General features: G+C 71.0%; 18 protein-coding genes. 12 read left to right on the top strand and 6 right to left on the bottom strand.

The window, feature by feature from the left end:
• The 3 genes from Q0L15_RS10430 to Q0L15_RS10420 form a co-directional block, all read left to right on the top strand.
• Window positions 1-861, top strand: an 861-nt coding sequence (locus Q0L15_RS10430) for an ABC transporter ATP-binding protein (RefSeq protein WP_296604168.1), incomplete at its 5' end; no start/stop codon positions are given.
• Complete coding sequence (locus Q0L15_RS10425) at window positions 858-1,709, top strand: ABC transporter permease (protein WP_296604167.1); 852 nt, start codon at window positions 858-860, stop codon at window positions 1,707-1,709. The genes Q0L15_RS10430 and Q0L15_RS10425, both read left to right, overlap by 4 nt.
• Complete coding sequence (locus Q0L15_RS10420; RefSeq protein WP_296604165.1) at window positions 1,709-2,509, top strand: ABC transporter permease; 801 nt, start codon at window positions 1,709-1,711, stop codon at window positions 2,507-2,509. The genes Q0L15_RS10425 and Q0L15_RS10420 overlap by 1 nt, the downstream gene beginning before the upstream one ends.
• Window positions 2,510-2,579: 70 nt before the next feature.
• Here Q0L15_RS10420 and Q0L15_RS10415 read toward each other — a convergent pair whose 3' ends face one another.
• On the bottom strand, window positions 2,580-3,950 hold the full coding sequence (locus Q0L15_RS10415; RefSeq protein WP_296604164.1) for an aspartate aminotransferase family protein: 1,371 nt from the start codon (window positions 3,948-3,950) through the stop codon (window positions 2,580-2,582).
• A gap of 105 nt (window positions 3,951-4,055) precedes the next feature.
• Between Q0L15_RS10415 and Q0L15_RS10410 the strand changes: the two genes are divergently transcribed.
• The 4 genes from Q0L15_RS10410 (at window position 4,056) to Q0L15_RS10395 (ending at window position 9,885) form a co-directional block, all read left to right on the top strand.
• Window positions 4,056-5,651 carry an amidohydrolase gene (locus Q0L15_RS10410; RefSeq protein ID WP_296604163.1) on the top strand — a complete coding sequence of 532 codons (1,596 nt, stop codon included), beginning with the start codon at window positions 4,056-4,058 and terminating at the stop codon, window positions 5,649-5,651.
• A 70-nt stretch (window positions 5,652-5,721) separates the two neighbouring features.
• The gene (locus tag Q0L15_RS10405) at window positions 5,722-7,155 is read left to right on the top strand and encodes a gamma-aminobutyraldehyde dehydrogenase (RefSeq protein WP_296604162.1); all 1,434 of its coding nucleotides are present in this window, start codon (window positions 5,722-5,724) and stop codon (window positions 7,153-7,155) included.
• A 127-nt stretch (window positions 7,156-7,282) separates the two neighbouring features.
• The gene (locus Q0L15_RS10400; protein WP_296604160.1) at window positions 7,283-8,491 is read left to right on the top strand and encodes a saccharopine dehydrogenase C-terminal domain-containing protein; all 1,209 of its coding nucleotides are present in this window, start codon (window positions 7,283-7,285) and stop codon (window positions 8,489-8,491) included.
• A gap of 92 nt (window positions 8,492-8,583) precedes the next feature.
• The gene (locus Q0L15_RS10395; RefSeq protein ID WP_296604159.1) at window positions 8,584-9,885 is read left to right on the top strand and encodes a multidrug effflux MFS transporter; all 1,302 of its coding nucleotides are present in this window, start codon (window positions 8,584-8,586) and stop codon (window positions 9,883-9,885) included.
• A gap of 19 nt (window positions 9,886-9,904) precedes the next feature.
• Here Q0L15_RS10395 and Q0L15_RS10390 read toward each other — a convergent pair whose 3' ends face one another.
• Window positions 9,905-11,257 carry a polysaccharide deacetylase family protein gene (locus Q0L15_RS10390; protein ID WP_296604158.1) on the bottom strand — a complete coding sequence of 451 codons (1,353 nt, stop codon included), beginning with the start codon at window positions 11,255-11,257 and terminating at the stop codon, window positions 9,905-9,907.
• Window positions 11,258-11,451: 194 nt separating this feature from the next.
• Between Q0L15_RS10390 and Q0L15_RS10385 the strand changes: the two genes are divergently transcribed.
• The 4 genes from Q0L15_RS10385 to Q0L15_RS10370 are packed head-to-tail and all read left to right on the top strand — an operon-like array spanning window position 11,452 to window position 15,425.
• Entirely contained in the window at window positions 11,452-12,510 is a 1,059-nt protein-coding gene (locus Q0L15_RS10385) for an ABC transporter ATP-binding protein (RefSeq protein WP_296604157.1), read from the top strand.
• A complete protein-coding gene (locus Q0L15_RS10380) occupies window positions 12,507-13,736 on the top strand; it encodes an ABC transporter substrate-binding protein (protein ID WP_296604156.1) in 1,230 nt (409 codons plus the stop codon). The genes Q0L15_RS10385 and Q0L15_RS10380 overlap by 4 nt, the downstream gene beginning before the upstream one ends.
• A 10-nt stretch (window positions 13,737-13,746) precedes the next feature.
• On the top strand, window positions 13,747-14,589 hold the full coding sequence (locus Q0L15_RS10375; protein ID WP_296604155.1) for an ABC transporter permease: 843 nt from the start codon (window positions 13,747-13,749) through the stop codon (window positions 14,587-14,589).
• Entirely contained in the window at window positions 14,589-15,425 is an 837-nt protein-coding gene (locus tag Q0L15_RS10370; protein ID WP_296604154.1) for an ABC transporter permease, read from the top strand. The genes Q0L15_RS10375 and Q0L15_RS10370 overlap by 1 nt, the downstream gene beginning before the upstream one ends.
• Window positions 15,426-15,434: 9 nt before the next feature.
• On the opposite strand, the gene Q0L15_RS10365 is transcribed toward Q0L15_RS10370, so the two are convergent.
• Window positions 15,435-17,153: a helicase gene (locus Q0L15_RS10365; RefSeq protein WP_296604151.1), complete on the bottom strand. Its 1,719-nt coding sequence runs from the start codon at window positions 17,151-17,153 to the stop codon at window positions 15,435-15,437.
• A 70-nt stretch (window positions 17,154-17,223) separates the two neighbouring features.
• Window positions 17,224-17,895 carry a hypothetical protein gene (locus Q0L15_RS10360; protein WP_296604149.1) on the bottom strand — a complete coding sequence of 224 codons (672 nt, stop codon included), beginning with the start codon at window positions 17,893-17,895 and terminating at the stop codon, window positions 17,224-17,226.
• A 115-nt stretch (window positions 17,896-18,010) separates the two neighbouring features.
• Here Q0L15_RS10360 and Q0L15_RS10355 point away from each other — a divergent pair, with 115 nt between their 5' ends.
• The gene (locus Q0L15_RS10355) at window positions 18,011-18,466 is read left to right on the top strand and encodes a rhodanese-like domain-containing protein (protein WP_296604148.1); all 456 of its coding nucleotides are present in this window, start codon (window positions 18,011-18,013) and stop codon (window positions 18,464-18,466) included.
• Window positions 18,467-18,486: 20 nt separating this feature from the next.
• On the opposite strand, the gene Q0L15_RS10350 is transcribed toward Q0L15_RS10355, so the two are convergent.
• Together Q0L15_RS10350 and Q0L15_RS10345 are read right to left on the bottom strand one after the other, a co-directional pair.
• A complete protein-coding gene (locus Q0L15_RS10350) occupies window positions 18,487-20,139 on the bottom strand; it encodes an ABC-F family ATP-binding cassette domain-containing protein (RefSeq protein WP_296604147.1) in 1,653 nt (550 codons plus the stop codon).
• Window positions 20,140-20,209: 70 nt separating this feature from the next.
• A partial coding sequence (locus Q0L15_RS10345; RefSeq protein ID WP_296604145.1) for an amidohydrolase family protein occupies window positions 20,210-22,047 on the bottom strand: 1,838 nt, incomplete at its 5' end.

Here is a 22,047-nt window from a genome sequence, read left to right as displayed (position 1 = left end):
TTCCCGCACCTCGACATCTACGAGAACGTCGCCTTCGGGCTCAAGCGCCGCAAGGCCGCCGACATCGACGCGCAGGTGCGCGAGATGCTCGACCTGGTCGAGCTCGGCTCGCAGGTGCGCAAGAAGCCGGCCCAGCTCTCGGGCGGTCAGCAGCAGCGGGTCGCGCTCGCCCGGGCTCTGATCAACCACCCCGAGGTGCTGCTGCTCGACGAGCCGCTGGGCGCCCTCGACCTCAAGCTGCGCCGCTCCATGCAGATCGAGCTCAAGCGCATCCAGACCGAGGTCGGGCTGACCTTCATCCACGTCACCCACGACCAGGAGGAGGCCATGACGATGGCCGACACGGTCGCGGTGATGAACGCGGGCGTGATCGAGCAGATGGGGGCACCCGCCGACCTCTACGAGAACCCGCACAGCACGTTCGTGGCCAACTTCCTGGGTCAGTCCAACCTGATCGAGGGCACGATCACGAGCCGGTCGGCCGACGTCGTCAGCGTCGACATGCAGGGCGTCGGCGTTTCGGTCCGGCCCGCGCGCACCCACACCGACGGCGACCGCGGCTGGGTCGGCATCCGGCCCGAGAAGGTGCTGATCGGCGAGCCGGGCGAGGAGCTCGACGCGCCGGGCAACACGATCCCGGGCGGGGTCGTCACCGACGTCAGCTTCGTCGGGGTGAGCACCCAGTACCTCGTCCGGATGCCGTGGGGCCAGGAGCTCCAGGTCTTCCAGCAGAACACCGGCCGGCACCGGATCTTCCACACCGGTGAGCCGGTCGAGCTCTCCTGGAGGCCGGAGTACGCCTTCCTGCTCGACATCTCCCAGGACGCGCTGGCGGGCGCGCAGAAGGGCGACGACGAATGACCCGGCGCACCGGGGCGGTCGGCTACCTGCTGCTGCTGCCCGCGGCGCTCTGGCTGATCGTGTTCTTCGTCGTGCCGTTCTACTCGCTGCTCGCCACGAGCCTGTTCGACCCGGCGGGCTCCGACTTCCGCGGCTACGAGATGACCTATGCGTGGGGCAACTACGTCGACGCGGTCAAGGAGTACTGGGAGCCGATGCTGCGGGCGCTCTGGTACGGCGCGCTCGCGACGTTGTTCTGCCTGGTGCTGGGCTACGTCCTGGCCTACACGATCGCGTTCAAGGCGGGACGGTGGAAGAACCTCCTGCTGGTGCTGGTGATCGCGCCGTTCTTCACCAGCTTCTTGATCCGCACCCTGTCGTGGAAGCTGATCCTCGCCGACGACGGGTTCGTCGTGAACACGCTCCAGACGCTGCACCTGCTCGGTGAGGACGGCCGGTTGCTGGCCACCCCCGTGGCAGTGATCGCGGGACTGACGTACAACTTCCTGCCGTTCATGGTGCTTCCGCTCTTCGCGAGCATCGACAAGATCGACCATCGGCTGATCGAGGCGTCCAGCGACCTCTACGCCAACCCGGTGGTGGGCTTCTTCAAGGTCACCTGGCCGCTGTCGCTGCCGGGCGTCGTCTCGGGGACGCTGCTCACGTTCATCCCCGCGGCCGGTGACTTCATCAACGCCCAGCTGCTCGGCAGCCCCAACCAGCGGATGGTCGGAGGCGTCATCCAGAGCCTGTTCACCGACGCGGGCGACTACCCGGCGGCCGCGGCGCTCTCGATGATCATGATGGTCGGGATCGTGGCGATGGTGCTGGTCTACGTGCGTCGCGCAGGGACGGAGGAGCTGCTGTGATGGGGCGCTGGATCCGCGAGCACCTGGTCCTGATCCTGGGCCTGCTGGTGCTGGCCTACACGTTCGTGCCGATCGCGGTCGTCGTGCTGATGAGCTTCAACGACCCGGCGAGCCGCAACGTCTACCGCTTCGACGCGTTCACGCTCGACAACTGGACCGACCCGTGCGCGGCCGAGGGGATGTGCGCCGCCCTCGGCAAGAGCATCGAGATCGGGCTGCTGGCGACCCTGGGCGCCACGATCCTCGGCACGCTCGCCGCGTTCGCGCTGGTGCGCTACGACTTCCTCGGACGCTCCTCGACCAACCTGCTGATCTTCCTGCCGATGGCCTCGCCGGAGATCGTCATGGGCTCCTCGCTGCTGGCGCTCTTCGTGGCCGCCGGTCAGGCCGGCCAGCTCGGCTTCTGGACGATCCTCATCGCCCACGTGATGTTCTGCCTGTCGTTCGTCGTGGTGACGGTCCGCTCGCGGCTGGCCGGCTTCGACGACAACCTCGAGCAGGCGGCGATGGACCTCTACGCCACCCCGGCCCAGACGTTCTGGCGGGTCACGTTCCCGCTGGTGTTCCCCGGCATCCTGGGCGCCGCGCTGCTCAGCTTCTCGCTGTCCTTCGACGACTTCATCATCACCAACCTCAACGCCGGCACCACCACGACGTTCCCGATGTACGTCTGGGGCGCCGCCCAGCGCGGCGTACCCATGCAGGTCAACGTCGTCGGCACCGTCATGCTGCTGATCTCCATGGTGATCGTCATCGGCGGCGAGGTGAACAGCCGCCGCCGCAGCGCCAAGCTCGCCTGACACGCCGACCCGGCGCCTCACAACACGTTGACCCGCCCGAAAGTTTCGGGCGGGTCAACGTGTTGATGGGTCAGAGGAGGGTGGCGGCCTTGTCGAGGACCGTGCGCAGGACCTGCTCCATCTCGTCGAAGTGCGACTGGTCGCAGATCAGCGGGGGAGAGAGCTGGATGACCGGGTCGCCGCGGTCGTCGGCGCGGCAGTAGAGGCCCTCGGCGAACAGCTGCTTGGAGACGAAGCCGTAGAGCAGGCGCTCGCACTCCTCGTCGGTGAAGGACTCCTTGGTGGCCTTGTCCTTGACCAGCTCGATCCCGTAGAAGTAGCCGTCGCCGCGGACGTCGCCGACGATCGGGAGGTCCTTGAGGCGCTCGAGCGTCGAGCGGAACGCACCCTCGTTGGTGCGCACGTGCTCGAGGACCTTCTCCTCCTCGAAGATGTCGAGGTTCTTCATCGCCACCGCGGTGGAGACCGGGTGGCCGCCGAAGGTGTAGCCGTGGGCGAACATCTGCGCGTCGTGCAGGAACGGCTCCATCAGCCTGTCGCTGGCGATCATCGCGCCGAGCGGGGCGTAGCCGGAGGTGATGCCCTTGGCGCAGGTGATCATGTCGGGCTGGTAGCCGTAGCGCTCGGCGCCGAACATGTGGCCGAGGCGGCCGAAGGCGCAGATGACCTCGTCGGAGACCAGCAGCACGTCGTACTCGTCGCAGATCTCGCGGACCCGCTGGAAGTAGCCCGGGGGCGGCGGGAAGCAGCCGCCGGCGTTCTGCACCGGCTCGAGGAACACGGCCGCGACGGTGTCGGGGCCCTCGTTCTCGATCGCGACCGCGATCTGGTCCGCGGCCCAGCGGCCGAACGCCTCCGGGTCGTCGCCGTGCAGGGGAGCGCGGTAGATGTTGGTGTTGGGCACCCGGAACGTCGAGGGCACCAGCGGCTCGAACTGCTGCTTGAGCGTCGGCAGACCGGTGATCGACAGCGCGCCCTGGGTGGTGCCGTGGTAGGCGATCGCGCGGCTGATCACCTTGTGCTTCATCGGCTTGCCGGTGAGCTTGAAGTAGTTCTTCGCGAGCTTCCACGCGGTCTCGACGGCCTCGCCGCCGCCGCTGGTGAAGAAGACCCGGTTGAGGTCGCCGGGTGCGTAGCCCGCGATCCGCTCGGCGAGCAGGATCGCGTTGGGGTGGGCGTAGGACCACAGCGGGTGGAACGCCAGCTCCTGGGCCTGCTTGGCCGCGGCCTCGGCGAGCTCGGTGCGCCCGTGGCCGAGCTGGCTGACGAACAGCCCGCCCAGACCGTCGAGGTAGCGCTTGCCCTGGGCGTCGTAGATGTAGGCACCCTCACCGCGCACGATGATCGGCACGTCGGCGGTCTCGTAGGACTCGTGCCGCGTGAAGTGCATCCACAGGTGGTCCTTGGCGGCCTGCTGCAGGTGGTCGTAGTCCGGGTGCATGCACCCCATGATGCGTGGTCACAAGGACTCGATGCAAGTGAATCCGTCGCACGAAGGGGTGAATTCGCCGGATTTCGTTGCTGGCTCGGGTGGTAGAACTGCCGCATGTCCCAGGTCCTGTTCACCAACGGCGCCCTCTTCGACGGGCAGCGGCACCGCGGACAGGGGTGCGTGCTCGTCGAGAGCGGCCGGATCCTCGCGGTGGACCGCGACCTCGCCCGTGACGGTGCGATGGTCGTCGACCTCGAGGGCGGCCTGCTCGCGCCGGGGTTCACCGACGCCCACGTCCACCCGATCCAGGGCGGCCTCGAGCGGCTACGCTGCGACCTGTCCGGCGTCGACGCCCGCGAGGACTACCTCGAGACGATCGCGACGTACGCCGCCGCGCACCCTGACGCGGAGTGGATCCTCGGCGGGGGCTGGGCCATGCCCGCGTTCCCGGGCGGCACGCCGACCGCGGCCGAGCTCGACCGGGTGGTGCCCGACCGCCCGGTGTTCCTGCCCAACCGCGACCACCACGGCGCCTGGGTCAACTCCCGCGCGCTCGAGCTCGCCGGCATCGACGAGCACACCCCGGACCCGTCGGACGGCCGGATCGAGCGGGACGCCGACGGTCGGCCGAGCGGCACCCTCCACGAGGGGGCGACGGCGCTGGTCTCCCGCCACGTGCCGCGACCGACGGGCGCCGACCTCCACGCCGCGCTGATGGCCGGCCAGTCCTACCTCCACTCCGTCGGCGTGACGAGCTGGCAGGACGCGATCGTCGGCGCCTACTCCGGCATCGACGACCCGGCCTCGACGTACACGTCCGCCGCGGCGAGCGGCGACCTGCGCTCCGACGTCGTCGGCGCGCTCTGGTGGGAGCGGCGCCTCGGCGTCGAGCAGGTCGCCGACCTGGTCGGCCGGCGCGAGGCGATGACCGGCGGCCGGTTCCGCGCGACCACGGTCAAGATCATGCAGGACGGCGTCGCGGAGAACGGCACGGCCGCGATGCTCGAGCCCTACCTCGACCGGTGCGGCCACGCGACCACCAACCGCGGGCACTCCTTCCTCGACGCGGCCGCGCTGCGCGAGGCGGTGGTCGCGCTCGACGCCGCCGGGTTCCAGGTGCACGTGCACGCGATCGGCGACCGGGGCGTCCGCGAGGCGCTCGACGCGTTCGAGGGCACCGATCCGGCCCGCCGTCACCACGTCGCACACCTGCAGGTCGTCCACCCCGACGATGTACGCCGCTTCGCCGGGCTCGGCGTCGCCGCGAACATGCAGATGCTCTGGGCCTGTCTCGACGACCAGATGGTCGACCTGACCCTGCCGCACCTCGGGCCCGAGCGATCGGGGTGGCAGTACCCCTTCGGCGACCTGCACCGCACCGGCGCGCGGCTGGCCGCGGGGAGCGACTGGCCCGTCAGCACGCCCGACCCCCTGCAGGCCATCCAGGTGGCGGTCACCCGCGTGGAGCCGGGCAGCGACCGCGAGCCGTTCCTGCCCGAGCAGTCGCTGCCGCTGGAGACCGCGTTCGCGGCGTACACCTCGGGCAGTGCGTGGGCGAACGGTCGAGACGACGCGGGGGTCCTGCGCCCGGGCGCGGTAGCGGATCTCGTCGTGCTCGACCGCGACCCGTTCGCGGGGCCGCCCGAGGAGATCGGGCAGGCGCGCGTGGTCTCGACCTGGATCGACGGAAGACCCGTCTTCGAGGGCTGAATCAACGAAATCCGCGTTACGAACGGATCAACCCCTACAGATTCCGTTGTCGGGTCACTAGGCTCCCCGCATGGCTGACCAGGTGTTCAAGAACGTGATCAACGGCGAGCTCGTCGACAGCGCGTCGGGCGAGACCTACGACATCGTCGACCCGACCACCGGCGAGGTCTACGCCCAGGCGCCGAGGTCCGGCGCCGAGGACGTCGACCGCGCCTATGCCGCGGCCGCCGCGGCCTTCGAGTCGTGGGGCAGCACCACGCCCAAGGAGCGCTCCGAGGCACTGTTGAAGATCGCCGACGCCATCGAGGCGCGCGTCGAGGAGATCAACGCCGTCGAGTGCAAGGACACCGGCAAGCCGATCCAGATCACCATGGACGAGGAGATGCCGTACGCCGCGGACCACTTCCGGTTCTTCGCCGGTGCCGCGCGGGTGCTCGAGGGTCGCTCGGCCGGCGAGTACATGGCCGACCACACCTCGTGGATCCGGCGCGAGCCGGTCGGTGTCGTGGGCCAGGTGACCCCGTGGAACTACCCGCTGCTGATGATGATCTGGAAGATCGCGCCCGCCCTGGCCGGCGGCAACACGATCGTGCTCAAGCCCAGTGACACGACGCCGGCCAGCTCGACGCTGCTCGCCGAGATCGCCCAGGAGTTCCTGCCGCCGGGCGTCCTCAACGTCGTCACCGGCGACCGCGACACCGGCCGCGCACTCGTCGCCCACAAGACCCCGCAGATGGTGGCGATCACCGGCTCCGTGCGCGCCGGCATGGAGGTCGCCGAGTCGGCCTCGCACGACCTCAAGCGCGTCCACCTCGAGCTCGGCGGCAAGGCGCCGGTCATCGTCTTCGACGACGCCGACATCGAGAAGGCCGCCGAGGGCATCGCCGGCGCCGGCCTGTTCAACGGTGGCCAGGACTGCACCGCCGCGACCCGCGTGCTCGCCGGGCCCGGCATCCACGACGAGTTCGTCGCCGCGCTCACCGAGGCGGCCAAGGGGATGCCGACCGGCATGCCCGACGACGAGGCGACGTACTACGGCCCGCTGAACAACCAGTCCCAGCTCGAGCGGGTCGCGGGCATGGTCGACCGGCTGCCCGACCACGCGAACCTGCAGACCGGCGGCGCCCGCAAGGGCGAGCGGGGCTACTTCTACGAGCCGACCGTGGTCTCCGGGCTCAAGCAGGACGACGAGCAGATCCAGCACGAGATCTTCGGCCCCGTCATGACCGTCCAGCGGTTCACCGACGAGGCCGAGGCGCTGCGCTGGGCCAACGGCGTGGAGTACGGCCTGTCCTCCAGCGTGTGGACCAAGGACCACGCCCGGGCGATGCGGATGTCGCGCGGCCTCGACTTCGGCGTGGTGTGGATCAACACCCACATCCCGTTCATCTCCGAGATGCCGCACGGCGGGTTCAAGCACTCCGGCTACGGCAAGGACCTCTCCATGTACGGGCTCGAGGACTACACCCGCATTAAGCACGTGATGTCTTTCATTGGAGAGTGACTGCGGAATGAGGTGCCGCACTCGTCGCTGCGCTCCTCGCACGCCCCGCTCCTGGGCTCGTCGACCGGCTCATGACGGCGTCCCGCGGGTGAGTGGTCGGCTCGTCGTTGCTGAAAGGGCTTAGGACATGAGGATCCTGCTGGTCGGAGCTGGGGGAGTGGGGGCGGCGTTCGCTGCGATCGCGGCCCGGCGCGACTTCTTCGAGACGATCGTGGTCGCCGACTACGACCTGGCCAAGGCCGAGCGGGCCGCGGCGACCGACGGGCGGTACGTCGCCGCGCAGGTCGACGCCTCGTCGATGGCGGCGGTCGCGGAGCTGTGCCGCGAGCACCGGATCACCCACGTGATGAACGCCGTGGACCCGGTGTTCAACATGTCGATCTTCGACGGGGCCTTCGAGGCCGGCGCCGACTACCTCGACATGGCGATGTCGCTGTCGCGGCCCCACCCCGAGGCGCCGTACGAACGATGCGGCGTGAAGCTCGGCGACGAGCAGTTCGCCGTCGCGTCGGAGTGGGAGATCGCCGGTCGGCTGGCGCTCGTCGGCATCGGCGTGGAGCCCGGGCTCTCCGACGTGTTCGCGCGGTACGCCGCCGACCACCTGTTCAGCGAGATCGACGAGCTCGGCACCCGCGACGGCGCCAACCTCGTCGTCCGCGACGACGCGGGCAACGAGATCTTCGCGCCGTCGTTCTCGATGTGGACCACGATCGAGGAGTGCCTCAACCCGCCGGTGATCTGGCAGGACGGGCAGTGGCACACCACCGCGCCGTTCTCGGAGCCCGAGGTCTTCGACTTCCCCGAGGGCATCGGCCCGGTCGAGTGCGTCAACGTCGAGCACGAGGAGGTTCTCCTCATGCCGCGCTGGATCGACTGCAAGCGCGCGACCTTCAAGTACGGCCTGGGGAGTGAGTTCATCAACATCCTCCAGGTGCTCCACACCCTCGGGCTCGACCGCACCGAGAAGGTGCGCATCAAGGGTGTCGAGGTCAGCCCGCGCGACGTCGTCGCGGCGGTGCTGCCCGACCCCGCGACCGTCGGTCCGCGGATGACCGGCAAGACCTGCGCCGGCCTGTGGGTGACCGGCAGGGGCAAGGACGGCACCGACCGGTCGACGTACCTCTACCACGTGGTCGACAACGAGTGGACGATGCGCGAGTACGGCCACCAGTGCGTGGTCTGGCAAACGGCGATCAACCCGGTCGTGGCCCTCGAGCTGCTCGCCCGCGGCACCTGGTCCGGCGCCGGCGTCCTGGGGCCCGAGGCCTTCGACGCCGTGCCGTTCCTCGACCTGCTGACCGAGTACGGCAGCCCCTGGGGCATCAAGGAGCTCTGACCCCGGGGTGATCCGGACCCGATTCGTCCATCGGCTCCCGCGGCTGGCAGTCTTTACCGCGACAGAAGTGGTGCGGAGCCAGGGGCGAGACGATGAGGACGACCGCGGACGGGTGCGGTGCCGGGACCGGCGCGACATCCGCCGTCGTCGTACCCGCACAGCCGCGCGAGTCGCTGCGGCTCGTGCTGATGCTCGGCGTGCTGGTGGCCCTGGGGCCGTTCACGATCGACATGTACCTGCCGGCCCTGCCGACGATCTCCGACGAGCTGCAGACCACCTCGACGGCGGTCCAGCTCACGCTCACCGGCACCCTCGCGGGCCTCGGGTTCGGGCAGCTGATCCTGGGCCCGCTGTCGGACACCTTCGGCCGCCGGCGGCCGCTGCTGGCCGGGACGACGGTCCACGTCGTCGCCTCGCTGCTGTGCGTGGTCGCCCCGAACGTCGCCGTGCTCGGCGTGCTGCGGGTGCTCGAGGGCCTGGGTGCCGCGGCCGCGTCGGTCGTCGCGATCGCGGTGGTCCGTGACCTTTTCACCGGGGTCCGCGCGGCGCGGATGATCTCGCGGCTCGTGCTCGTCATCGGCGCCTCGCCCGTGCTGGCGCCCACCGTCGGCGGGCAGATGCTGCGCTGGACCGACTGGCGCGGCGTCTTCGCGGCGCTGGCTGTCCTCGGCCTCGCCGTCACGATCATGGCCGCGATCGCACTCCCGGAGACTCTGCCTCCCGCCCGCCGGCGCACGGGCGGCATCCCCGCCACGCTGCGGACGTACGGCGGCCTGCTCACCGACCGCACCTTCGTCTGCCTGGTGCTCGTGTCGGGGCTCAACGCCTCGGCGCTGTTCGCGTACGTCGCGGGCTCGTCGTTCGTCTTCCAGGACCAGTACGGGCTCAGCGAGCACACCTTCAGCCTGATCTTCGCGCTGAACTCCGTGGCGAACATCGGCGCCAGCCAGGTCAACGTCGTGCTGCTCACCTGGTTCCAGCCCCACCGGATCCTGGTCGCCTCGCTCTCGCTGGCGGTGGCCTCCTCGCTCGCGCTCGTGGTCGTCGCCCTCACCGGGGCCGGCGGCCTGATCGGCCTCCTCGTGCCGCTGTTCGTCCTGCTGGGCGCCATCGGTCTGAGCGGCCCCAACGCCTCGGCCCTCGGGCTGTCGCTGCACGGCGAGTCCGCCGGCACGGCCGCTGCCCTCTTCGGCTCGCTGAACTTCGGACTCGGCGCCCTGACCGCACCGATCGTGGGCCTGCTCGGCAACGACAGCCACGCGATGGCGATCGCCATGGCCGGAGGCATCGCTCTCGCGTCGACCGTCCTGGTGTTCGGGGTCCGGCTGCGGGTCCTGCGCGCCATGGACCTGTCGGACCCGGAGCCCGATCCGGTCCCGCTGCCGGCGTCCTAGAGCTGGCCCTCGAACGGGCCTAGAACAGGGCAGGTACGCCGGCCGCCGGCCAGTCGATCGCAGCCACGGCCGCGCGCCGCGCCTGGGCGGCGTTCTCGTCGGGTGCCCGCACGGTCAACGTCCCCGAGGTGCCGGCCGTCGCGTGGACGACCCGCACGAGCCGGACCGGCAGCTGCCGATCGCCGTCCCGTGGAGCGCCGGGCGGGACCGTCACGGTCAGCGTGGATGCCTGCGATCCGGCCTCGACCACCGCGCTCGCGCGGCCCAGCGCAGAGCGCACCACCACCCGCACCGGACGGTCGGAGGTGCGGTCGAGGTGCACCTCCACGCGCGCCGGCGTGGTGAGCAGCGGCGAGGCGGTGACGGGGGCCGCCGTCAGGCGGGCGACCGGCGGTGGGTCGTCGTCGACGACGCGGACCAGCGCCTGGGCGACCATCGCCGGCTGGACGCCGCGCCCGCCGTAGACCTTGGTGGTCAGCTCCTCGGCCACCTCGTCGGTGCGGTCCTGGGGGACCTGCAGCCACAGGTGCGCCGCCTGGCGTCCGCTCGGGATCCGCACGTTCCCGGCCGTCGTACGAACGGTGGTGGAGCGCGTCGTGGGTCGGTCGAGGTGGACCGTGAGACGCACCCGCCCACCCTCGACGACGCGGCCGCGGTCGGCGGTCACCGTGGCGACGGGGACCGGAGGCGTGGGCCGCCCGTCCGGGCCGAGCGATGCGAAGCAGAAGCCCCGCTTGCGCAGGACGGAGATCTCGCGGGGGAGCGCACGCAGGGTCAGCGGCGACCGGGCCACCCCGTCGTGCTGGAGCACCACGTCGGCGCGGTGGGGGTGCACCGCGGCGAGCACCCGGTCGGCGATCTGGCGAGGCGTGCCGTCGTCCCAGTCCCGCGAGTCGATGGTCCAGAGCACCGGCGTGTAGCCCGCGGCGCTCAGGACGCCGCGGACGCGGTCGTCGATGGCGCCGTACGGCGGCCGCGCGAGCGTCGGCGCCGGCACGCCCGCCTCGACGAGGGCGTGCCGGGTCCGCCGCAGCGCGCTCCGGATCTCGCGGTCGGTCTGCTGGGTGAGGTCGGTGTGCGCCCAGGTGTGGCTGCCGATCGTGAAGCCCGCCTCCGAGACCCGGCGGGCCAGTTCGGGGTAGCTCTCGACGCGCGTGCCCACCATGAAGAAGGTGGCCGGCACCTCGAGGCGGGTCAGCAGTCGGACCATCCGGGGCGTGACCGTCGGCGAGGGGCCGTCGTCGAACGTGAGCGCCACCAGGCCGCGTGAGCACGGCCGTGCCGGCCGGTGGTCGCCGGCCGCCCCCTGCGCGGGGGCGCTGACAAGTGCGACCATCCCCGCCAGCACTGCTGCCAGCACTGTCGCCAGCACGGTTGCCAGCATTGCCGCGAGTGCCGCCCGTCTCCGCATCCCACCGACCTCCTGCGCATGAGACGCGCGACGGACGGCGGTGGTTGTCAGCCCATGTAAACCGAAGTCACAAGCCGGTAACAGCGCGCTAAATCGTCGAAATTTGCCGTGAAGACGATGGAAATGCCCGATAGGCCACCGCTACGTTGCCACCTATGCCAACGGCCATCTCCCTGCGCGGTCTGAGCAAGCACTTCGGCCAGGTGCGTGCGGTCGACGAGCTCGACCTCGACATCGCCGACGGCGAGTTCTTCTCGATGCTGGGGCCGTCGGGGTCGGGCAAGACCACCGTGCTCCGGCTGATCGCCGGCTTCGAGGAGCCCACGGCTGGCGTGATCATGCTGGGCGAGGAGGCCGTGACCCGCCGCCCGCCGTTCGCCCGCGACGTCAACACCGTGTTCCAGGACTACGCGATCTTCCCGCACATGAGCGTGCGCGAGAACGTCGAGTACGGCCTGCGCGTCAAGAAGGTCGGCCGCCCCGATCGGCGGCGCCGCGCCGAGGAGGCGCTCGAGACCGTCCGGCTGGCGGGGTACGCCGACCGCCGGCCGCACCAGCTCTCGGGTGGCCAGCGGCAGCGCGTGGCGCTGGCGCGGGCGCTGGTCAACCGGCCCCGGGTGCTGCTGCTCGACGAGCCCCTCGGCGCGCTCGACCTGCAGCTGCGCCGCGAGATGCAGATCGAGCTCAAGGAGATCCAGCGCGAGGTCGGGATCACGTTCGTGTTCGTCACCCACGACCAGGAGGAGGCGCTCACGATGAGCGACCGCATCGCGGTCTTCAACGAGGGGCGCATCGAGCAGCTCGCCAGCCCGGTCGAGCTCTACGAGCGGCCCGCGAGCGCGTTCGTGGCCGGCTTCGTCGGCACCTCCAACCTCCTGCAGGGTCGGGTCGCCCGCGACCTGCTCGGGCAGGACGGCACGTTCGTCATCCGGCCCGAGAAGCTTCAGATGGTCGCCGAGGCGCCGGCCGAGGCCGGGCGCGTGTCCGCGCCGGGTGTCGTCCGCGAGGTCGTGTACCTCGGTGCCGCCACTCTGTCCGTCGTCGAGCTCGACGCCGGCCCCACCGTCACGGTGTCCCACCAGAACACCGACACCTCGATCGACGCCGCCCTCGAGCGGCGCGACCAGCGCGTCGTCGTCACCTGGCGGCGCGACCACCTGGTGTCCCTGGGTTCGTCCGACCCAGCGGCGTCCCCTGAGGAGGAGACAGCATGAGACGGAACCCAACGAAGCGCCTGGCCGCGCTCGCATGTGCAGGCGTGCTCGCGCTGGCCGCCACGGCGTGCGGCACCAGCTCGGGTGACGGCGGCGGCGACGGCGGGCCCAAGGCCGACGAGAAGCAGGGCGGCTTCACCGCGCCCGACGTGCCGATGACCGACGCCATCGGCGACCCCGAGGGACAGGTCAACATCCTGGCCTGGCCCGGCTATGCCGAGGACGGCTCGACCGACAAGTCGGTCGACTGGGTGACGCCCTTCGAGAAGGAGAGCGGCTGCCAGGCCAACGTGAAGTACTTCGGCACCTCCGACGAGGCGGTGCAGCTGATGAAGACCGGCGAGTACGACGTGGTCTCGGCCTCCGGCGACGCCACGCTGCGGCTGATCGCCGGCGGCGACGTCGCACCGGTCAACACCGACCTCCTGACGAACTACGCCGACATCGCGCCGTTCCTCAAGGACCAGCTCTTCAACTCCGTGGGCGACCAGATGTACGGCGTGCCGCACGGCTGGGGCGCCAACCTGCTCATGTACAACACCGACGTCGTGAAGCCGGCGCCGACCAGCTGGAGTGCGGTGTTCGACGACGCGTCGACATACGCCGGCAAGGTCACGGCCTACGACTCTCCGATCTACATCGCCGACGCCGCGCTCTACCTGATGAAGACCCAGCCCGACCTGGGCATCGAGAACCCCTACGCCCTCGACAAGGACCAGCTCGCCGCGGCGGTCGACCTCCTCAAGGCGCAGAAGGGCAACGTCTCGGAGTACTGGTCGGACTACCTCAAGGAGGTGCAGGCCTTCAAGACCGGCGACTCGGTCATCGGCACCACCTGGCAGGTGATCGCCTCCGTCGCCCAGGGTGAGGGCGCCCCGGTCGAGGCGGTGCTGCCCGAGGAGGGCGCGACCGGGTGGTCGGACACGTGGATGATCAGCTCGAAGGCCAAGAACCCCAACTGCGGCTACCTGTGGATGGACTACATCACCAGCCCGAAGGCGCAGGCGGCCGTCGCGGAGTACTTCGGCGAGGCGCCGGCCAACACCAAGGCCTGCGAGCTGACGTCGGACAAGACGTTCTGCGACACCTACCACGCGGAGGACGCGGACTTCGCCTCGCAGATCTGGTACTGGACCACGCCGATCTCGCAGTGCCTCGACGGGCGTGACGAGACCTGCACCGACTACGGCGAGTGGACGACCGCCTGGACCGAGGTCAAGGGCTGATCCGTTGTCCGTGATCGACCGACGCCCGGGCCTCCGGGTGGGCCTGCTCCTGACGCCGCCGATGCTGTGGCTGGGAGTGGCCTACCTGGGGGCCCTGGCGGCCCTCCTCGTGACCTCCCTGTGGACCCAGAACGACTTCACGGGGAGCATCGAGCGCGCGTGGACGCTGGAGAACTTCCGCACGCTGTTCACCGTCGACGTCTACCGGACGATCACGCTGCGCACGATCGGGATCGCTGCCCTGGTGACCGTGATCGACGTCGTCCTGGCGTTCCCGATCGCGCTCTACATGGCCAAGGTCGCCTCGCCGCGCCTGCAGCGGATCCTGGTGATCTCGGTGCTGACGCCGCTGTGGGCGTCCTACCTCGTCAAGGCCTACGCATGGCGCGGCATGCTCTCGGCCGACGGGCCGATCGCCTGGATCGCCCGGCCGTTCGGGCTCGACACCCCTGGCTACGGCCTGCCGGCGGTGGTGATCACGCTGTCCTACCTGTGGCTGCCCTACATGATCCTGCCGGTGTACGCCGGTCTCGAACGGCTGCCCGACTCGCTGTTCGAGGCCTCGGCCGACCTCGGCGCCGGGGCCTGGACGACGCTGCGCCGGGTCGTGTTCCCGATGGCGTTCCCGGCGGTCGTCGCCGGCTCGATCTTCACGTTCTCGCTCTCCATGGGCGACTACATCGCGGTCAAGATCGTCGGCGGCACCGGCCAGCTGCTGGGCAACGTCGTCTACGACAACCAGGGCGCTGCCAACAACCTGCCGTTCGCCGCGGCGGTGGCCACCGTGCCGATCGTCGTGATGCTGGCCTACCTCACGGCGGTGCGGCGCACCGGCGCGCTGGAGAACCTCTGATGGCCACCTCGTCGAGCCGCTCGATCGCGATGTCACGTGGACTGCGGCGCTCCCTCGGCGGCTTCACCGTGCTCGTGCTGGCGGTCGTCTACGTCCCGCTGCTGCTGGTGTTGATCAACTCGTTCAACACCGACAACACCTTCGGCTGGCCGCCGCCCGGCTTCACGCTGCACTGGTGGAAGGTCGCGGCGGAGAGCAGCGGGGCGCGGGACGCGCTCGTCACGAGCGTCGAGGTCGCGCTGTGCGCCACCGCCGTGGCGCTCGTGCTCGGGACGCTGGCCGCGATGGGGCTGCGGCGTACGCGCTTCTTCGGACGCAACGCGATCTCGCTGCTGATCATCCTGCCGATCGCGCTGCCCGGCATCGTGACGGGCCTGGCGTTCCAGAACGGGTTCCGCACGATCCTCGGGGTCCAGCTGAGCATCTGGACGATCGTGATCGCGCACGCGACGTTCTGCATCGTCACGGTGTTCAACAACGTGCAGGCCCGGTTCCAGCGGCTGGGTGCGAGCTATGAGCAGGCGTCGATGGACCTCGGGGCGGGCCGCTGGACGACGTTCCGCCTGATCACGTTCCCGATGCTGCGCTCGTCGTTGCTCGCCGGGGCGCTGTTGTCCTTCGGGTTGTCGTTCGACGAGATCGTCGTGACCACGTTCACCGCGAGCAGCCAGGACCAGACGCTCCCGATCTGGATCCTGCAGAACCTGTTCCGTCCCAACCAGGCACCGGTGGTCAACGTCGTGGCTGCCGTCCTCGTGATCGCCTCGGCGGTGCCGATCTACCTCGCCCAGCGGCTGTCGGGCTCGACCGCGGAGGGGCTCACCGGCGCTCGGTAGGCGGCGCGCTCAGGCCCCGTCCTCGGTCAGGGCGGTCTGGGGCAACCAGTCGGCACCGAGCAGCTCGGCGACGTCCGCGAGACCAGCCGTGTCGCTGCCGACGGTGTCGGAGGCCGCGGCGATCCGCTCCACCATCACCCGGCCGACCCGCTCCTCGACGGTGCCCTCGGCGTAGGCGATGTGCCACGGCGAGACCTGGTGGTCGCGGTGCGTGCGCCCGGTCACCTGCCGACCGGCGATGCCCGAGAAGCGCGCCTGGTGGAACACGCCGACCCGCGGCTCGATGCTCGCGCGGCCGCCGTCGGCGAGGGTCTCGCCGGCGTGCAGGCTGATCGAGGCGACCGTGGTGAAGACGCAGACCTTGGCCTCGCCGGTCTGGAACCGGAGCCGCTCGGCCTCGACGTCGAACCGGTCGCGGCCGTAGATCGTGGCGACCTCGAGGCCGGCGTCTCGCAGCCGGTCGGCGATCGGGTCGGCCGCGGTCGCGACGAACTCCACCGAGCACGCCACCTGGCGCTCGGCCTCCACCTGCTGGGTGATCCAGGCGACCGTCGAGTCGACCCGGATCAGCCCGGCCTTCTGTCGGAACCGCAGCAGCGCGGCCCGGCCCTTCGCGATGTTGCGGCCGCGTCGCGCGATGTCCATCTCGCGGCAGAACTCGCCCCACTCGGCCTCGTACGCCGTCCGCTCCGCCGGCGTGAGCGCCACCGGCATGCCGGAGATCGGCACCGGCCCCCACGGCGCGGCGCGGTGCAGCATCGCCGGGGGACGCTCGTCGGCGAGCCAGCCGCGGACCAGCTTGAGGTCGGCGGCGCGTCGCGCCGGATCGGTGGTCCAGGCCGCGCCGTACCGGCCCTGCTCCACCGCGACGCCGTGGCGCTCGAGGGCCGCGGCGAACGTCGTTCCGGGCTGCGTCGCCGACGTCCACTCGCGCATCGGCTCGCCGAGCACCTGCGCGTAGGCCGGCGCGAGGTACGGCAGCTCCAGGGGCGAGTGGCCCGGTGTGGCGGTCGTGGCGATGACGAACGGCGCCGCGTCGTGCGGTGTGCCGTGACCCGAGACCTTCGCCCAGTGCTTCCACCGCTTCGTGGTCGTACGACGGAGCGCGTGCGCCTCGTCGGCGATGATCACGTCCCAGGTGTGGTCCTTGACCTTCTCGAGCCGGTCCCAGGTGATCACGACCCACTCCAGGCCGCCGTCGCCGAGCGCGGTGATCGTGCGGCACCAGTGGCCGATGGTGATCGCGGCAGGCCGATCGGCCACGACCAGCACCCGCCGCGCGCCACGCAGGTCGCCGACCGCGATCGCGCCGAGGACGGCGGAGATCGTCTTGCCGACGCCCGGCTCGTCGGCCAGCAGGAACTGCCGTCCGCCCGCCGCCGCGCGGGCCGCGATCGCGTCGGCGGCCTCGAACTGGATCTGCCGGGGCTCGAGCTCGTCGGTCGGCTCGAGGGAGGGCGCAGGACTGTCGGGGTTGAGGGTGTTCTCGATGAACCTGCCGAGGGTGTGCGGACCCGGTGCGTACGGCGCCAGGTGGGCGGGCAGGGCGCGCCCGACGTGCAGGTGGGTCTTGACCGCCGGGTGCCAGGTGGCGCCGTCGACCTGCGTCCCGTAGGGGACGTCGAGCACCCACAGCCGCTCGCCGGGCCCGGCGACGGGCAGGGGCCGCTGCGCCGTCGTCCTCCGCGACGTCCGGGCCTTGCGGCGGGGTGGGCGTCGAGGGGGCATCCCGCGACGCTATCGCCGGAGCCGGTCGTCTCTCGGGCGGCTCGCCCGAGGCTCGAGGTCCGCCGACGGGTCAGGCCGTGATGCGCCAACCGGCAACGTCGATGAGGAAGTGCGCGAGGACGAGCGCGCCGAGGTAGAAGGTGGACACGGCGAGCGCGGCGCCGACCTGTGGGAGCAGGCGGCAGCGCTGCACATGGGCGAAGGCGGTGGCGGTGGCCCACCCGAGCGCGGCCTCGGCGGGGACGACGTAGATCGCGACGCCCAGGAAGCGGTGGGTGTCACCGGTGGGCTCCCAGAGCCCCCAGGTGGGGGCGAGGAGCTCGGCGCCGAAGAACACCAGGCCTGCGAGCAGGGCCGCGCGGCCCGGGCGACCACCGCTCAGGGCGACCGACGCGAACAGCGGCGCGACCCACATCGCGGCCATCGCGAGCGGGATGACGTCGTCGACGCGCGGGCCGCCCGTGTCGGGGAACCGCAGCGTCCCGACGAGGTCGGCCAGCACCCAGTCCGGCAGCACCTGGAAGACGGAGACCAGGGTGGTGAAGGCAGCGAGCGCGAACAGGTCGACCTGGCGCGTCGAGCGGCAGACCCACAGCAGCGCGCCGACGTACGCCACGACGCACACGAGGACGCCCCAGCCCTGGGCGGGCGCGTCCAGCGACAGCGCCACCGCGCCGCCGACGAAGAGGGCCGCGTGCACGGCGACGATCGGGCGCAGGGATGTGCGCAGGGGCGTCGTCACGGAGGACAACGTAGTGGCGTCGGCGCCCCGGTGGTCGAGCTCGTCGAGACCGCCCAGCGCGACGGAAGCACCCCCCGAGCTCGCCCCCGGGCGCGTCCGGGCTAGCGTCGATGACATGCGAGGCACGACACCGACCCACCACCGCAGGACGACCTGGCTCGGGCTCGCCGCGGCCCTCGTCCTGGTCCTGCTCGCAGCGTCCGGCTGTGGTGGTTCCGACTCCTCCGACGAGGCTCCGCAGTCCCAGGCCCCCGCGGCGGCCTCCACCGCGATCGCCGAGCCCTCCGCCGTGCAGAAGGCCGTCGCCGACGGCGCCGAGCTCATCGACGTCCGCACCCCGGAGGAGTTCGACGCCGGCCACCTGCGCGGCGCCCAGAACATCGACCTCTCGGCCCCCGACTTCGACGAGCGCATCGGCGCCCTCGACAAGGCGGCCAGCTACGTCATCTACTGCGCCTCCGGCAACCGAGCCGGCGCCGCCATCCAGGTCATGAGCGACCACGGGTTCGACGACCTCATCAACGGCGGCGGCTTCGAGGACCTCGCAGCATCCGGCCTGCCCACCGGTTGAGCCTCCGGCCGAGGCTGAGGTCAGTCCGTCCAGGTGATGGTGACCTGGCCGTCCTGGACCTGCCAGCGCTGGTCCAGCCGAACGTTGTCCAGGAGCCGGCGGTCATGTGAGACCAGCAGCAGAGCCCCGCTGTAGGACTCGAGGGCTTCCTCGAGCTGCTCGATCGCCGGCAGGTCCAGGTGGTTGGTGGGCTCGTCGAGCACGAGGAGGTTGACCCCGCGGGCCTGCAGCAGGGCCATCGCGGCGCGCGTGCGCTCGCCGGGCGAGAGCCGGCTCACCAGGCTGGTGACCTGGTCAGCCTTGAGGCCGAACTTCGCCAGCAGCGTCCGTACGTCGGCCGGAGCCATCTGCGGCACGGCCACCTCGAACGCGTCCCCCAGAGGCAGGTTCTCGACCAGCCCGGTGCGGGACTGGTCGATCTCGCCGATCGCGACCGAGGCGCCCAAGCTGGCTCTGCCGGTCGCGGGAGCGATCTGGCCGAGAAGGAGTCGCAGCAGCGTCGTCTTGCCGGCGCCGTTGGGACCGGTGACGCCGATCCGATCGCCCGCGCTGACCTGGACCGTTGCGGGGCCGAAGGCGAAGCTGCCTCGGCTCACGGCGGCATCGTCGAGCGTCGCCACGACGGAGCTGGAGCGTGGAGCGCTGCCGATCGTGAAGCGCAGCGACCACTCCTTCCGTGGTTCCTCGACCTCCTCGAGGCGTGCGATCCGAGACTCCATCTGTCGGACCTTCTGGGCCTGCTTCTCGGAGGACTCCACGCTCGCCTTGCGGCGGATCTTGTCGTTGTCGGGGGCCTTCTTGATGGCGTTGCGGACGCCCTGGGAGCTCCACTCGCGCTGCGTGCGGGCTCGCTTGACGAGGTCGGCCTTCTTGTCGGCGAACTCCTCGTAGGCCTCGCGGGCGTGCCTGCGGGCGACGGCGCGCTCCTCGAGGAACGCGTCGTACCCGCCGTCGTAGACCGCCACCTGTTGCTGCGCCAGGTCGAGCTCGACGATCCGGGTCACCACCCGGGAGAGGAACTCGCGGTCGTGGGAGACCAGCACGACTCCGGAGCGGAGCCCACGCACGAACGTCTCCAGCCGTTCCAGGCCGGCGTGGTCGAGGTCGTTGGTCGGCTCGTCGAGCAGCACGACGTCGAAGCGGCTCAGCATCAGCGCGGCGAGGGCCGCTCGGGCGGCCTGCCCGCCGGACAGCGACGTCATCAAGGCGTCGGCGCCGACGTCGAGGCCGAGGTCGTCGAGCATCGGCGCGAGTCGTTCGTCGAGGTCCGGCGCGCCACTGGCCAGCCAGTGGTCGAGAGAGTGCGCGTAGGCGTCCTCCGCTCCTCTGGAGGTGTCGCCGGCGCCGAGCGCGGAGGCGGCCCGCTCCATCGCGTCGGTCGCGGCCGCGACTCCCGTACGGCGGGCGACGTACTGGCCGACGGTCTCGCCGGCGACACGCTCGTGCTCCTGAGGAAGCCAGCCGACGAACGCGTCGACGGGAGCAGTCGAGACGACCCCGTCGAGGGGCTCGAGGTCGCCCGCGAGGATGCGCAGCAAGGTCGTCTTGCCAGCGCCGTTCGCCCCGACCACGCCCACCACGTCGCCGGGCGCGACGGTCAGGTCCAGCGACTCGAAGAGGACGCGGTGAGCGTGGCCACCGGCGAGGTTCTTGGTGACCAGGTTCGCGCTCACCCGGCGATGGTAGTGACCTCACCGCATGCCCCGCCGGCAGGCCGCTGCGCGGCCTCGTCGGGCCTGCGGGTCACGACGCCGCCTCGACCTCCGGCGCGATCTGGGGAGCGGGCACGGTCGCGGCCTGGTCCGCCCGCAGGAAGCTTCCGGTGCGCTCGTGGCCCAGCAGGGGAGTGGGCTCGCCGTCGGTGACGACCCGGCGCCCGGCGATGAACACAGCCGGCACGGCGGCGTCGTTGCGGTTGACCATCCGCGAGAGGCCGCCGTACTGCTCGACCGGGGTCTCGCAGTAGTCCTCCAGCGAGCCGTCGAGGCGGGCCGGATCGATCACGACGACGTCGGCGCGGTCGCCGACGCGCAGGTGGCCGGCGTCGATGCGGTACCAGTCCGCGAGCTCGCCGGTGAGTCGGTGCACGGCGTGCTCGACGGTCATGAAGGGCGTGCCGGCGCGCTCGGCGTCGCGGACGTGCTTGAGCAGGCGCAGGCCGAAGTTGTAGAAGGCCATGTTGCGCAGGTGGGCTCCGGCGTCGGAGAAGCCCATCTGAACGCCGGGGTCTGCCGCGAGCTTGCGCAGGACCGCCGGGCGGTGGTTGCTGATCGTCGTTCGCCAGCGGATGTCGGTGCCGTGCTCGACGACGAGGTCGAGGAACGCGTCGACCGGGTGCCTGCCGCCGCGCTCGACCCCGACCTGGCCGAAGGACTTGCCGACCACGCTCTCGTCGGGGCACGCCACGATCTCGGCGTCGAAGAAGTCGCGCTGCCACACGCGCGGGTCGTACTTGCGCGCGTAGTCCTTGCGGAACCGCTCGCGGTACGCCGGGTCGCTCATCAGCTCGTCGCGGGCGATCTTCTCCTGCAGGTGCAGGGCCGCCGCGCCTGAGCCGAACTCCTCGAAGATCACCAGGTCGATGCCGTCCGCGTAGACCTCGAACGGCACCGGCAGGTGCTGCCACTTGAAGTCCGCGCCCAGCTTGTTGACCACCCGGGCCAGCGGCCGCATCAGGTGGATGATGAACGGGATCGCCTTGAGGTCGGCGGCCGAGAGCAGGCTCGTGCGCAGCGGCGCCCTGCCGAACAGCCCGATCGAGTTCAGTGCCTGGATGAGGATCGTGTGCGGGTGGCTCGCGTCCGGGCCGGCCTGCAGCGCGCGGCGTCGGCGACGCAGGATCGAGCGCAGCGCCCGCATCTCGCGGCCCTTCGCGTACGTCGAGGGCAGCGTGCGCGACCGGCACAGGTCGCCGTCCAGCTTGTCGAAGAGCAGCTGCTGCGCGGACATGCCGACGAACCCGGCGTCGAGGGCCTCGGTCAGCATCCGCTCCATCCGCGCCTGCTCGCGGCGGCTGGGCCGGACCTCCTTGCGGGTGGCCCGATCCAGACCCATCGTCGCCGTGCGCATGTCGGAGTGGCCGATGAAGGCCGCCAGGTTGGGTCCCAGCGGCAGGGACTCCAGCGCGGCGACGTACTCCTCCGCGCTCGACCAGGTGCGGTGCTTCTCGACCGCGCTGATCACGTGCTGGCGCGGGATGGCCTCGACCCGGCCGAATAGGTCACCGGCGTCGACCCCTCCGACGTGGATCGTCGAGAGCGAGCAGGAGCCGAGGAACAGCGTCGTGACACCGTGGCGCACCGACTCCGTCAGCCCGGGACCCTCGAGCACCTCCACGTCGTAGTGGGTGTGGATGTCGACCAGGCCGGGGAGGACCCACTGGCCGGTCGCGTCGACGACCTCCGGGCAGCCGGCGGCGTCGAGCGGCTCCTCGCTGACCGCGGCGACGCGACCGTCGCGGATGCCGAGGTCACGGATCGCGGAGCGGGCGCCGGTGCCGTCGAACCAGCGCCCGTTGCGGATGATCACGTCGAAGGCCATGGCCGCATGGAACAGGTTCCACTTGACGAGTGTCAATGGTC

The sequence above is a fragment of the Nocardioides sp. genome (assembly GCF_024509035.1).
Lineage (GTDB): Bacteria > Actinomycetota > Actinomycetes > Propionibacteriales > Nocardioidaceae > Nocardioides.
Note: the sequence above shows the minus strand (reverse complement) of the source record. Positions and strands in the feature narration are given on the sequence as shown.